The 13,562-nt window shown below is 55.9% G+C and carries 12 protein-coding genes; 7 read left to right on the forward strand and 5 right to left on the reverse strand.

The features are described 5' to 3' along the window. From VHE58_10685 to VHE58_10700, 4 genes are all read left to right on the forward strand, one after another. Positions 1-111 (forward strand): IS3 family transposase (locus tag VHE58_10685; protein ID HVS27736.1); only part of this gene is annotated, 111 nt, incomplete at its 5' end. A gap of 155 nt (positions 112-266) precedes the next feature. Then, a complete protein-coding gene (locus VHE58_10690; protein HVS27737.1) occupies positions 267-1,553 on the forward strand; it encodes a cation:proton antiporter in 1,287 nt (428 codons plus the stop codon). A gap of 26 nt (positions 1,554-1,579) precedes the next feature. Then, positions 1,580-1,810, forward strand: coding sequence for a hypothetical protein (locus VHE58_10695; protein ID HVS27738.1), 231 nt, complete (start codon positions 1,580-1,582; stop codon positions 1,808-1,810). A 65-nt stretch (positions 1,811-1,875) separates the two neighbouring features. After that, on the forward strand, positions 1,876-2,148 hold the full coding sequence (locus VHE58_10700; GenBank protein ID HVS27739.1) for a hypothetical protein: 273 nt from the start codon (positions 1,876-1,878) through the stop codon (positions 2,146-2,148). Between the two features lie 51 nt (positions 2,149-2,199). Here the strand turns inward: VHE58_10700 and VHE58_10705 are convergent, their stop codons facing one another. Beyond that, a complete protein-coding gene (locus tag VHE58_10705) occupies positions 2,200-3,066 on the reverse strand; it encodes a secretin N-terminal domain-containing protein (protein ID HVS27740.1) in 867 nt (288 codons plus the stop codon). A gap of 19 nt (positions 3,067-3,085) precedes the next feature. Beyond that, positions 3,086-3,976 carry a patatin-like phospholipase family protein gene (locus tag VHE58_10710; GenBank protein HVS27741.1) on the reverse strand — a complete coding sequence of 297 codons (891 nt, stop codon included), beginning with the start codon at positions 3,974-3,976 and terminating at the stop codon, positions 3,086-3,088. A 240-nt stretch (positions 3,977-4,216) separates the two neighbouring features. Between VHE58_10710 and VHE58_10715 the strand changes: the two genes are divergently transcribed. Then, complete coding sequence (locus VHE58_10715; protein ID HVS27742.1) at positions 4,217-6,133, forward strand: cytochrome c/FTR1 family iron permease; 1,917 nt, start codon at positions 4,217-4,219, stop codon at positions 6,131-6,133. Positions 6,134-6,141: 8 nt separating this feature from the next. Here the strand turns inward: VHE58_10715 and VHE58_10720 are convergent, their stop codons facing one another. The 3 genes from VHE58_10720 to VHE58_10730 all read right to left on the reverse strand — a co-directional run bounded on the left by VHE58_10720 (position 6,142) and on the right by VHE58_10730 (position 9,405). Further along, positions 6,142-6,681, reverse strand: coding sequence for a cytochrome b (locus tag VHE58_10720; GenBank protein HVS27743.1), 540 nt, complete (start codon positions 6,679-6,681; stop codon positions 6,142-6,144). A 44-nt stretch (positions 6,682-6,725) separates the two neighbouring features. Further along, positions 6,726-7,751, reverse strand: coding sequence for a beta-propeller fold lactonase family protein (locus VHE58_10725; GenBank protein HVS27744.1), 1,026 nt, complete (start codon positions 7,749-7,751; stop codon positions 6,726-6,728). 385 nt (positions 7,752-8,136) lie between these two features. Beyond that, entirely contained in the window at positions 8,137-9,405 is a 1,269-nt protein-coding gene (locus VHE58_10730; protein ID HVS27745.1) for a hypothetical protein, read from the reverse strand. A 775-nt stretch (positions 9,406-10,180) separates the two neighbouring features. Between VHE58_10730 and VHE58_10735 the strand changes: the two genes are divergently transcribed. Together VHE58_10735 and VHE58_10740 are read left to right on the forward strand one after the other, a co-directional pair. Beyond that, positions 10,181-11,635 (forward strand): ATP-binding protein, encoded by a 1,455-nt coding sequence (locus VHE58_10735; GenBank protein ID HVS27746.1) that lies wholly within the window; start codon positions 10,181-10,183, stop codon positions 11,633-11,635. Next, complete coding sequence (locus tag VHE58_10740) at positions 11,635-13,065, forward strand: sigma-54 dependent transcriptional regulator (protein ID HVS27747.1); 1,431 nt, start codon at positions 11,635-11,637, stop codon at positions 13,063-13,065. The genes VHE58_10735 and VHE58_10740 overlap by 1 nt, the downstream gene beginning before the upstream one ends. The last annotated feature ends 497 nt before the right edge of the window (positions 13,066-13,562 follow it).

The following is a 13,562-nucleotide window of genomic DNA, read 5'->3' on the forward strand; positions in this document are numbered from 1 at the left end:
AAGGCCGACGTATTTGATTATATTGAGCGCTTCTATAACCCGCGGCGCCGGCATTCGACGCTCGGATATGTGAGCCCGATGGAGTTCGAAAACCAGATGCAATTAGCTTAGGTGGGTGTCCACCGAACCGGGTGCAGCCCAATTGAGCGGTTTGTTGCTTAAGCTGTCACTAACTACATTAGGAGTCAGAATCACATTTTAATTATGAACGAGCACAAAATCAGAACGGATGCGTTGACGTTGCGACAACAAATTTGAACACTGATATGACTTCCGCCCAGCTCTCAATTGCCTTCTTTCTCCAGATATTTTTCATCCTCGCAGTTTGCCGGGGCGTTGGCTGGGTGGCGCGCCGCTGCGGGCAGCCGCAGGTCGTCGGCGAGATGATTGCCGGCGTGCTCATGGGGCCTTCCCTGTTCGGGTTGTTGTGGCCCGAGGCACAGCAGTTCCTGTTTCCACCTGAATCACTCAAGACGCTGTACGTCGCTGCGCAACTCGGTATCGGGCTCTACATGTTCCTCGTGGGCGTGGAGTTCAAGACGGAGCTTTTCCGCAGCCGCACGCGGAGCGCGATCTCGGTATCGCTTGCGGGCATGTTGGTGCCGTTCATCGTTGGCGCGGTGTTGGCGCTCTGGCTGGTGGAGGTGCCGGGGCTTTTCTCGGATAAGGCGCGCCCGTTCGAAGCGGTTCTTTTCCTCGGTGCGGCCATTGCCATCACAGCTTTTCCGATGCTGGCCCGCATCATCTACGAACGCGGTCTCACCGGTACGACGCTCGGCACGCTCGCGCTGGCAGCGGGCGCTGTTGACGATGCGGCCGCCTGGTGCGTTCTAGCCATCGTGCTCGCGACCTTCGGTGGCGGAGCCTTGGTAGCGGTGATAGCCATTGCAGGCGGAATCGGCTATGCGTTGGTCATGACACTATTTGGGCGCAAACTCCTCGCGCCGCTCGGCCGTCTGGCTGAACGTGAACGGACAGTCAGCCCCACCCTGCTCGGCGTGGTGCTTATGCTGCTCATGCTCGCTGCGTGGGGGACGGATGCAATCGGCATTCACGCTGTCTTCGGCGGCTTCCTGCTCGGCACAGCGATGCCGCGCGGTTTCTTTGCCAAGGAACTGCAACGGCAACTCCAGCCGTTCGTTGTGGTCTTTCTGCTCCCGCTGTTCTTCACTTTTTCGGGCCTGAACACACAGCTCGACATAGTGAACAGTCCTCAGCTTCTCTTGATCGCGCTCCTGGTGCTGATCGCCTCGATCGTGGGCAAAGGCGCGGCCTGCTGGGCCGCCGCGCGGCTCAACGGCGAGGACAATCGTACGGCGCTGGCCATAGGCACCCTGATGAACGCGCGCGGCCTGATGGAGCTGATCATTCTCAACATCGGCCTACAGAGAGGCATCATCCGGCCGGCACTCTTTTCGATCATGGTCTTGATGGCCATCGTCACCACGCTCATGGCCTCGCCGTTGTTCGAGTGGGTTTATGGGAAGAAAGCCCGCGCCAGTGGCGAACTGGGCACAGCACCCCCTAGGCGTGACGAAATAAATGTAACGTAGTAGGCTGACATCTTCTTACCTTCGCCATGCGTGATTACATCCGTTCAACTCTTGTACTGGTCGGTCTTGGGCTGCTTATCTTCGGCTCGGGCCCGCTTTTCGGCATCATCGCAGCCGAGCTCGGACTGTGGCCCGACCCCAATCCAAATCCGATTGGTCCGGGACTGCTGGTCTTTCTGACATTCTGGCCCGGCGTGATCTGTTTGGGTGTTGGGATTATACGGGTGCGGGTCCGCCGCCACCAAGATCCGTCCTGAGCCACGTTGGCAACTGAAAAGTCTGGATGTATAAATTAGGAACCAGAGTTACTTTTTACTTAGTCGTGGACGAGCGCAAAATCAGAACGGATTGGGAACGCCGCGGTTTCAGTTTCGGCATTTGGATAGATCCGCCAGGCCAAATCTGGGAAGATTACGTGCACGGCGTTGACGAGCTGTTGATGCTGGCCGAAGGTGAAATCGAGCTTTCTTTTCTCGGAAAAACTTTTTGCCCCGAAATCGGCGAGGAAATCCTGATTCCCGCCGGAGCCGGCCACACGGTTTGCAATATTGGAAAGACCACCAACCGCTGGTATTACGGCTACAAAAGGAAGTAACCTTGCAGCAGAAAAGATGAGCGGGCTTGGTATTTGCCGGCATTCACAGTGTCAGCGGATTTCTTCGACTTTGATATAGATTCTGCGCTGGTCGCTGTTGCGCTCCGAATCGCGCGAAGCAATCCCTGAGTTTTGCTGCGTGCGGCTCTGGACAATTCCGCCCAGCTCCATCCACTCGCCCAATCTCCCGGAAACCACGCTGGAAACGCTCTGGGTGTTGACGCTGCCGTCCGGTCCAAGGCTTTCGCGTTGCGGGCTGACTTCCAGCGTCACCTGCTCGCCGGAGACGCGCGGCCGGACATAAAAGCCGGTGGCGACATCGCGGAACTGCGTATTTTGTATAACCTGTGTGCCTTGCGGCGTTTGGATAATCGTCTCTTGCGGCACCGGCACCGATTGTCCCACGCGGATGAACGCTTCATTGCCTTCCAGCACTTGCAGCTGCTGCACATTATTCTCGTTCTCGCGCGACTCGTTGCTTTGCACTTGAGCGCGCACATTATTCCCGCTTCGCTGCCTCTCAACGATCAGCCCACGGCCATCACGGCCGGTGGGCGGAACGATGACCTGCGCCTTGCCGACTGCGGCATTGCCCGACAATTCAGCTGAGCGCTGGATTGCTGACAGGCCGGTGTCCTGCTTCACCGTCACCATCAGCCGGCGCGGAAGCGTATCAATGCTGGCGAGAATTTGCCTGACTTCGGCAAGGTTCGCGCGAGTGGTGCGCACGATGAGCCGGTTTTGCGTACCGGTAACCGTGCCGCCCGCCTGATTCACGAACGGCTGCACGATGGGTAGCACGTCCTGCGCAGTGCGGTACTTCAGCGTAATGACTTCCAGCTCAAGCGGTTCCGCCCAGAGCGGAAAGGACGAGCAAAAAATCAAAACGGCGGGAATCCACATAAGCGACTTTGTCATGGTTTTAATCATAGCAAACCTAACGTCCCGCTTCGGCCTTTTCCAGCCAGCGGGCTTCATACTGGCTGATTTTTTCACGTATTGCGGCAATCGCCACCTGCGCCGCTTTCTCTCCTTCCAGAATTGCGAAATGCTTTTGGTCGAAATCCGCCGGACCGATGTTCGCAACGTTGGGCCGGATTACCACATCGGCTTCTGCCAATTCGTAGGCGCTGATGGATTCGCTCATGATATTGAAGATTTGCAGAAGGATATCGATCATGTCTTCCACCTTGGTGGATTTGGGTTTGCTCGCCACATCTACCGCAATTACGATATCCGCATCCAGGCTTTTTGCCACTCGCACCGGAATCGGATGCACCAATCCGCCGTCCACATATTCCCGGCCATTGATATTCACCGGCTGAAACACTCCGGGAACGCTGCTTGAAGCGCGCACCGCAATGCCGGTGTTGCCGGTGCGAAAAACCACCGCCGCGCCGGAACGCAGATCAGTGGCGGTCACCGCAAAAGTTTTATTGAGCTTTTCAAGCGGACGGTTATTGAGTGCCTTGTTCACGAAGTTCTGCAGCGACTCGCCCTTGATGAAACCGCGGTCGGGAAAAATCCAGTCGCCCACGCTGGTTTCATCTACCTTTAGCGCGATTTTCTGCAATTCAAAGCCGCTGCAGCCTCCGGCGTAAAGCGCGCCCACCAGGCTGCCGGCGCTGGTGCCGACCACGATATCGGCGCTGATGCCGGAGGCTTCGAGCGTTTTGATTACCCCGACGTGAGCAAAGCCGCGCGCCGCGCCGCCCCCCAGCGCCAGCGCGATTTTCGGCGGCGGTTTCAGTACGGGCTTCGGCTCGGATGGGACAACTTCTGTCGGCTTGGTTTCATGTGGGGGCGCTGTTGCGGGGACCGGCTGCAACAGCGAGCAGCAGGATAAAAGAGCGTTGTTTGAAATGACTGCAGCCGGAATCCATGGCTGGATTTTAATAATAATGATTCTTATTAACTATTGCAATAATTATTGAAACAACGTTAGAAAAAGAACTAGAGCAATTTAAAATACAACTTATAAACATATATTTAACTAATTACCCGGGTTTGACACGATTAATGATTATAATTATCATTAACGTTGTTTACATTTCGATCGGTATCCGCCATGCGCAAGCTGTTTTCCGTTTTCTGGGTTCTTGCTCTCCTCTTCCCCGCGCCTGCAGCGAATGCGGAAATCAGCAACGATGAACAAGCCCAAAGCCTGCTCCACCTTCTGGACTATATCGGCGTTGAATATCCCCAATTCGTGCAAAACGGAAAGGTAATCAACACCAAGGAATATGCAGAACAACTGGAATTTTCTGGCCAGGTCAAAAATCAGATTGCAAAACTTCCAGCCAAACCGGGGCAGATGGCACTGATTGAGCAAGCGGGAGAACTCGCCGGGCTGATTCAGAAAAGAGCAAACGGCGAACAAGTGAGCGCGCTTGCCAGGCAGATCCGTGGGGGCTTAATAAAGGCCTACGACATCAGCACTGCGCCGAAACGCAGCCCGGATTTGCGCGCTGCTGCCACTCTTTACAGCAGCAACTGTGCGGCCTGCCATGGCGCCGAAGGACAAGGTAACGGTCCGCTGGCAGCTTCGCTTAATCCGCAACCCAGTAATTTTCATGATCGCGAGCGCCAGTCGCAACGCAGCGTCTTTGCTTTGTATAACACCATCGGCTTAGGCGTTAAGGGCACCGCCATGCCGACTTTCAAACAATTGAGCGAGGACGAGCGCTGGGTGCTGGCGTTTTATGTCAGCAACTTCTTCTCCAACGAAGAAGAAAAAGGGAAAGGGGCGCAATTCTGGCAAGAAGGAAATCGTTTCTTTTCGGACTTGAGCAAAATAGTCAATATCACGCCTGCCGAAGCCAAGCGCGAGAGCGACACTGCCTTTTATCAGCTCGCTTTTTTGCGCAGCCACCCTTCTGCTCTTGAAAGCGGGCAGCCCCCCTCGCCTCTGGTTTTTGCTCGGGAAACACTGCAACAAAGCCTGGACACATACCGCGGCGGCAAGCGCGAAACCGCCTATCAGCTTGCCGTCAAAGCTTATCTCGAGGGCTTTGAGCTGGCCGAAGCCAATATCGACGCCGTGGATCATGGTCTGCGCTCTCGGATTGAGGAAGAAATGTTGAAATACCGTGGCGCCATCCAATCCGGTGCGCCGGTTGAAAACCTTGAATCCCAATACCGCGAACTCGTGCGCCTGTTGGAACAAGCAAGAGAGAGTATCGAGAACCAGGCTGAATCCGCAAGTGCCAATTTCTTCAGTGCCCTCATCATCATATTGCGAGAGGGGCTGGAAGCGATTTTGGTGCTGGCGGGAATGGCGGCGTTCCTGCTTAAAACCGGAAAGCGCGAGGGCCTTGCCTATCTGCATGCCGGATGGATCGCCGCGCTGCTGCTCGGAATCGTCACCTGGATCATTTCTTCGAAAATTATCAGCATCAGCGGCTTGCAACGCGAGCTCACGGAGGGGGTTACCACCCTGCTTTCGGCTGCGGTGCTGCTTTATGTCGGCTTCTGGCTGCACCGTAAAACCTATGCCGCGCGCTGGAACGCTTTCATCAAGGAACAAGTCGCTGGCGCGCTCTCGAGCAGCACGCTGTGGGGCTTGGCGTTGGTTTCATTCCTCGCCGTCTACCGTGAAGTATTCGAAACCGTTTTGTTCTACCAGGCGCTGTGGATACAGACCGGCGCCACCGGCAAGGCCGCGGTGGTTTTTGGATTGGCGTCAGGCGCAGGCTGCCTGGTCGTGCTGGCTTGGATGATTTACCGCGCCAGCACAAAACTGCCGATTGGATTGTTTTTCGGGATAAGTTCTACGCTCGTGGCAGGCCTTGCCGTGGTGTTTTCCGGCAAAGGCGTGGCTGCGTTGCAAGCAGCGGGAAAATTACCTGTCGACCCGGCAAGCTTTCCGTCACTTCCGGCGCTCGGGATTTATCCCAACTGGCAGGGCTTGATTCTCCAGGCAGTACTGCTTTGCGTAGTAATCGCCGGGTTCATGTACTCGCACACCACCGCCTCGAGCAAGTAACTCCCGAGTCAGCGGAAAGGAAGCATGCGCTGGAAGACGCCGTCCTGGTCCAGTAACAGATGCTTGAGCGCTGCAAGCACGTGCAAAGCGATCAGCGCCGTGAAAAGATAAGAAGTGAATACGTGGATCCGGTTAAACAGCAGATAGATTGCCTTGTCTTCCCAGCCCAGAATTGGCAGCTGGCAGCCAAAGAACTTTATTCCATATTTGGTGAAATTCGACTCGATGAAACCGCTCAGCGTCATCACCACCAGGCAGACATAAAACAATACGTGACTGGTTTTGGTGGCCTTGATCTGCCACTGCGGCATGCTGGCGGGCAATGCCGGCACCTGATGCGCTGCACGCCAGCAAATGAGCCATACGATGGGAACCGCCGCAATCAGGCCGATGGATTTATGCAGGTTATAAAAATAGGTTACCGGCGGAGTGCCTTTGGGAATTCCCACCATGTACCAGCCTAGACCGTAAAGGATAAAGACCATCACGACAAGCAACCAGTGCAGGGCTATGGCGGACGGCGCATATCTGGATTGATTGGTATTCATCTGCCACATCAGCTCGGTACAAAAAAAGAGCCCGCCACGTCGGGTCAGGGCCGGTCCAGGCTTCCGACAGCCTTCGGATTCGTCACGACACCCCAAGGTGTATTCAGTCCAGAAATAGTCTTCACCAGCTCATAGGTATTCGCGTCGATAACATAAAGATTGTCCGATCGGCCGCACGCGACCAGAATCCTGGCATCATCGGGAGTAAAGCTGAAGTGCCAGCAACGGGCTCCCACCGGAATGTTCTTGATTAGCGTAAAATTTTGAGTGTCGAATACCTGCAGCTGCTTGGAGCGGGCGGCGGCCACAAAAAGCCGCTTGCCCTCACGGTCGAAAGCCAGCCCGTACGGAGCACCGCCTGTCGGCACTGTCTTGAGCACCTTTAACTGACGGTTGAGAAGGAGGAGTTTGTCTGAGAACTCCAAAGTGACGGCATACGTTTTCCCGTCTGGAGATACCTTGATGCCGCGGGGGCGGTTGCCATAGATCGTCGTATTGATAGTCTTGACCAGCTTCCCGGTCGAGAGATTGTAGACAGTAATGGTATTGTCTCCCTCATTCGTTACCAGCATCAACTTCCCGTCAGGCGCAAACTCGATACCTTCGGTTTCGGGCCCGCTAATCATGGTTCTGATGACAAGCCAGTGGTCAAGATCGACAACGGCGATTCCAGCAGGCATTTTCTTTTCCTTCTCCTCGGACTTGTCGCCCTGTTTGCCCGCCGGCTCACCTTCTCCGGCGCTCGGCTCATAGCTCACATAGGCGCGATTGCCATATACGCGGATGAACTCGGGGTTTTTGCCAATCGCTACATGCTTCGTGACCTTTAGGGTCGCCGTGTCTATCACCGATATATTGCCGCTGTCTTTATTGGCGGTGAGTACGTATTTTCCATCGCTGGTAATACCGATGCCGCGCGGCTCTTTCGCCTTAATATCGATTGTCGCGACAGGCGCGAGGGTATCGAGCCCAATCACGGTAACACCGTCTTTTTGATTCGAGACATAGGCAAAAGGCGCCGCGAAGGCGGGAGTAGCCATAAATGCGGCAAGGAAAATCAGTTTAATCATATCGTGTAACCTTTTTTGTTAACAAAGCGCACGCCCTGCGTTTGTGGTGATGCTTCGACAAGCCTGTCCTGAGCGAAGTCCCCGTTGTCCTTCGACAAGCTCAGGACGAACGGGGACGAAGACGAAGGGCTCAGCACTAAAGGTTGTCGAACGCTCTCCTGAGCGTAGACGAAGGACATGAACACCTTTGACAAGCTAAACCTATTGCAATCCGTTCACCCTTCGACTAGCTCAAGGCGAACGGCCCGAAAATTTAAGACGAAGGGGCATTTATAGAAAGTGTGTGCACCAATATTGATTGCGGAAAACAGGCAAAAGTTCCGGAGCACAAAAACAAAAGCGGCGCCTGGTGGGCGCCGCTTGAGTTATAGCAGTTTAGCTCTGGTTAGAAGAACAGGATCGCGCCCACGGAGTAGTCGTTTTGCATATCGACGTGCGCCGGGTGCCCCGGCGCCGCGTGGTCATTAGACCGGGTGTGGGCATATTCACCCACCAGGGTCAGCGATTTAGTCAGGCTGTAGTACAACCCTACGATTCCTGAACGGTTCCGAGCCACTATGCCGGTAGCCGCATCTGCGTCCGAAGTCGAATGGAGCCAGCTCCCGCCATAGCTGACGACGGGTCTCCACTTACCCATCTTGTAACCCACCTGCGCATAACCACCATTGGAATTGCGGCGGTGGCCCCCAAGGTCCACGCCGTCCAACAGTATCCCGGTGGTGCCTATGCCCCTGCCTTGATAGTAATACAGTACGCCATCCAAGCCGGCAATAGCGGCCTTGATACCCGCATCGGCTGCAATCGCTGTGACACCGAAGCTGCCGGGGCCACCGAGGTCGGCAGCGGTGGCTTGATTGCGCTGATAGAAGAAACTAGTCCAAACACGGCCGGTCACTCCGCCCAGATCATAGTCGTAAGTCAGCTTGCCTTGAAAACCGGGTAATTGATGACCGCTGATAGTGGCAGAGGGGCCGCCGGCTATGGGACCTGCAGCGTAAGGCTGGAAAATCCCTATCGTGCCCTGCAAACCACTGGCACTCGGGGAAATATAAGTGATTTGCTCTATCCAGTCGGCGTAAATATAGCCTAAACCGATGCGCCCCAAAGTCGTGTTGGTGGGAGTGGCCGGTAAAAGGGCAGTACCGACACTCAGCAGAGTCGCGTCGCTCAAGATGGCGTCGGAGCCAAAGATGCCCAAATCACGGCCAAACTTGAAGGTGCCCATCTCTTTGTCGCCAAACGTCAGGAATTGCTGGCGCATATTGATATCGGTAGACCCCAACTGCTGTCCTTGTGGTCCGACGGCACCATGGGCGTTGCTGCCGGGATACATACCTATAGTCACGCCGATGTCAAAACCTTCCTGAGTGGTCTTGGCGGAGAACACCAAGGCCGAAGGCAGAAGACCGTCGCGCACCTGCGAAGAGTTGAGGTGATTCGTCTTGCTGCAAGCAATAAGGCCGCCTACGAGTCCGAGTGTCTTTGAATCGTTAGTGCAGGTGCTGTAGATGTAGAAGGCGTTGACTTCACCGGCGAATGACAGGTCCCAGTCACCGACCCTGAGAGGTCCGACAGCGTTGGCGGCGGAAGTGCCAAACAGCGCGCAGGCGCCGACTACGGCCATGCTTAGTTTCTTATGCTTTTGCTTTATCATGCTTCCTCCTGTGTGGAAAAAATTAATCAAACAAAACTACATCTGAAATCTTAGGACGACACATCCTCCTATACGCGCAGCCAAGGTGTCAAGAAAAAAAACGACATACTCAGCGTGATGTTGTAAAAAAGACACATTTCTTCCAAATACTGCTTATGGCGCTATAGCTTAGCCAAATGTGCGGTAGCAACTGTTATGCCAATAACATCGCTTTGGCTCAATTTCCCCTATCTCTTTTGTAAACAGCGGCATGTATGCACAAAACAGGTTTACTTGGACAGTTGCGACCTGGCGCCTGAGGAAATGAGGTTCGAAAGCGTGACATTGTGTTCCGCAGAGGTTACATGCACCAGCGCCCCCTGGTTTTCTTCCCCTCGCTTACTCCCTTCCCTCATCTTTTCCCCATAAGCGGGGAGCACGAGCCCATTCGACTATGCTCAGGGTAAACTCTGCGAAGCGCGGGCAAGGGGGAAAGAATTTGTTAACAGGCTTTCCCGCCACTTCAATACTCAAGTAAGCTAATAAATCCCCTCATTTCAGGCGTTCGTGGTGATGCTTCGACAAGCTCAGCACTAAAGGTTGTCGAACGCTCTCCTGAGCATAGACGAAGGACATGAACGCCCTTCGACAAGCCTGTCCTGAGCGAAGTCCCCGTTGTCCTTCGACAAGCTCAGGACGAACGGGGATAAAGACGAAGGGCTCAGGACGAGCGGGAACGAAGACGAAGGACTCAGGCCTGTCCCGAGGATATCGAGGGGGCGAACGGTTATTTCTTATGTCTCAGCCAAAATCACTCAAGCACCTGATGCTGCTTTACGCACTAGGTTATCTCCTGCTGGTGCTGGCAAGCGGCGTGCTGGGCAGCGCCGCACTCTATTACTGGCAGGAGTCGTCGCGGGAATCGCTGCGCATCAATTCCATGGTGGAAGAAATCCAGGAAATGCGCGGCAATCTCTACCGTCAGGTAAAGGAAGTCTTCGATGCGGTTTTCTTAAGCGATACCGACGCGGCCAGGCAATACCAGGAATATCAGAAACGGATTGAGGAGCATTTGCTGAAACTGGACAGCATCGCCGCCAATAACGAGGAGCACGCAGCCATCAACCGCCTGCGCGAAGCCTACAATATCATCAAGACACAAGCCGCGGACATCACCCGCGCCCGTGCCGGCATGTCGCTCAAGCAAAAACGCAAAATTTTCGATACCGACCTCGAGCTGGCGGGTTTCGGCCGCTATGAAGAAGCGTTCAGCGCCATCGATCAACTGCTGCGGCTGCAGCAGTCGGAATTGCAGAAGCGGCTGGCGACGCTCACCCGTCTTGCGCCTTTGCTGCTCCTGCTGCCGATTTTTCTCGCCATCGTGTTGTTGCTGCTGTCACGCCTGTTCATGCAGCGCGCCATCGTGCAGCCCTTATCCGCGGTACAACAAGCCACTTCGCTGATCAGCCACGGCGATCTTTCTCACAAGGTTCCGGAGCGGGGAGCACTGGAGCTGGTGACGCTCGCCGAAGCGGTCAATCAAATGGCGGATGACCTCACCGCCAGCCGCGAGTCACTATTGCGCGCGGAAAAACAGGCCACTCTGGGCGCGCTGGTGCCGGTGATGGCGCACAATATCCGCAATCCCCTGGCCAGCATCCGCGCCACCGCCCAGATCATCAACGATCCGAATCTTCCCACCGAGTTGCGCGAAGGCCTGGCCGGCATCATCAACACGGCCGACCGGCTGGAGCGCTGGACGCACTCCTTGCTTTCCTATCTGCACCCGTTGCAAGCTCGGCGCTTGCCTTGCAAACTGCCCAGACTGGTGGACAATGTGCTGGAAATACTCAATTCCCGCCTGGCGGAAAAGGAAATCCGGGTGGAACGTCAGGGCTGGAACCAGGAAATTGAAATTGCGCTGGATATACAGCTCATGGAACAGGCACTGCATGGATTGCTGCTGAACGCGGCGGACGCTTCGCCGCAACGAGGCACGCTCGATCTTCGCCTTGACCAAACGGGAGAGCAAATCGTGCTTACGATTGCCGATCAGGGCTCCGGCATGCCGTTCACCCCGGAAGCCCGTGATTTGAGTCCCGGTCCCTCAACCAAGCGTTACGGTACCGGATTGGGCATACCGTTTGCGATGAAGGTGTGCGAAGCACATGGCGGTAAAATCGAGTATGAAGCTACCAATCCGCATGGTACCGCAGTACGGATCGTTCTGCCCAAAGTAGAGGAAGACTGATGGCCGAAAAAGCACTGGCTGCGACCGCTCCTCCCAAGGAAGCCCAGGGGCTGCCCAGGATTTTGCTCATCGAGGATGAAACCCTGTTTGGCCGGGCGGTGAAAAAAAGCCTGGAGAAAGCCGGTTACGAATGCATGCTCTCCTTCACACTGGCTGAAGGTCGTGAGCTTGCCCGGAACGCGCTTCCCGAACTGGTGCTGCTGGATTTGCGGCTGCCCGACGGCAATGGCCTCGATTTGCTTGCTGAAATCCGCTCCGCTGATGAAAACAAGTCGCCCGCCGTGATAGTGCTCACCGCTTACGGCGAAATCGGTGACGCCGTTCACGCCATGAAACTCGGCGCGGCCGATTACCTGAAAAAACCGGTGGACCTCGATGAGCTACTGCTGGCAGTGGACAAAGTGCTGCAAACCTCGCGGCTCAAAAACCGGCTCGATTATTCCCAGGCACGTGACAGCCACGCGGTGGAAGGCGTGCAGATGCTGGGCGAGAGCGCGTCAATGCAGCGCTTGCGCAAGCAAATCCGGCGCCTGGCGGAACTGGCAGGGGAAAGCGGCGAACCGCCACCCACCGTATTGATTCTGGGCGAAACCGGCAGCGGCAAAGATGTCGCGGCACGTCTGCTGCACCGCTTAAGCCCGCACTCCGCCCGCCCTTTTGTTCAAGTGGATTGCGCGTCGCTGCCGCGCGACCTGATAGAAGCGGAACTCTTCGGCCACGAAAAAGGCGCGTTCACCAACGCGCACGGCGCGCGCCCCGGGCTGATCGAAGCCGCGGAAGACGGCATGCTGTTTCTCGACGAAATCGGCGAACTGCCGCTGGAACTGCAAGCGAAGCTGCTGAATGTCATTGAGCGGCGCAAGACGCGGCGCCTCGGCTCGGTGCGCGAGCGCCACATTCCGGCGCGCATCATCGCCGGCACCAACCGCAAATTACCGGAGATGATTGCGCAAGGGCGGTTTCGCGCCGACCTCTATTACCGGCTCAATGTGGTGACGTTAAGCTTGCCGCCGCTGCGCGAGCGCGGTGAAGACATGGTCTTGCTGGCGCGCCATTTCGCGCTGCAAGTGAGCCGCCGCTATGGCCTGCCCGATTCTTCTTTCAGCGCGGAAGCGTTGAACGCCTTGCGCGCTTACTCCTGGCCGGGCAACGTGCGCGAGCTCAAGCACCTGGTGGAACGCGCCGTGCTGCTTTCCCGCGGCGGCGTGATGCATGTTTCCGATCTGGCGCTGTCGCCGCAAGATCCGCCTTCTTCAAGCGAAACCCTGCCGTTGCACGGACTGACACTAGAAGCCGCGGAACGCCTGCTGATCGAGCGCGCGCTCGAAGCCACCGGCGGCAACGTCTCCGAATCCGCGCGCCGCCTCGGGGTGAGCCGCATGACGCTACGCTATCGCATGGAAAAGTACGGGTTGAAGGGTCACAGCTAATTCGGCGGTGAGTCAGTTACTGAGCCGACCGGAAATAGTGCTTAGCTGCGTTGCTTCGGATTCCTCCCCCTTCAAGGGGGAGGACAGGAGGGGGATGGGAGTACGGTGGACAACCCATCCCCACCCTAACCCTCCCCTTCAAGGGGAGGGAACTTGGAGAGCATGCGGTTACACACAGTTTAGTGGCCTCATCAGCAAAAGCTGTTCCTCTTCGGCATACTCATGGCGAACGGCCTATTCTGAACAAACCTTCCCTCTTTTTCATCTTCCAGCACCTTTCTGGCATAAGACTTGCTCGTTTATCTCAGTAGCGTGCCGGTTAAGCGTCTTGCACGCTCATGGTTGTTCTCCAACTTCCTCTTCTTGCCGGGACTTAAAGTCCCGGCTTTTTTATGCCTGGCGCGGTTCTCGGGCAAGTCCGGTCAAGAAATCCGGAGACGGTGCTTGTGCTAACTTGGAAGACAAATGAATCAGGGCTGGTGTTTGAAATCAACCAA

It is taken from the genome of Burkholderiales bacterium (assembly GCA_035543335.1).
Classification (GTDB): Bacteria; Pseudomonadota; Gammaproteobacteria; order Burkholderiales; family JAHFRG01; genus JAHFRG01.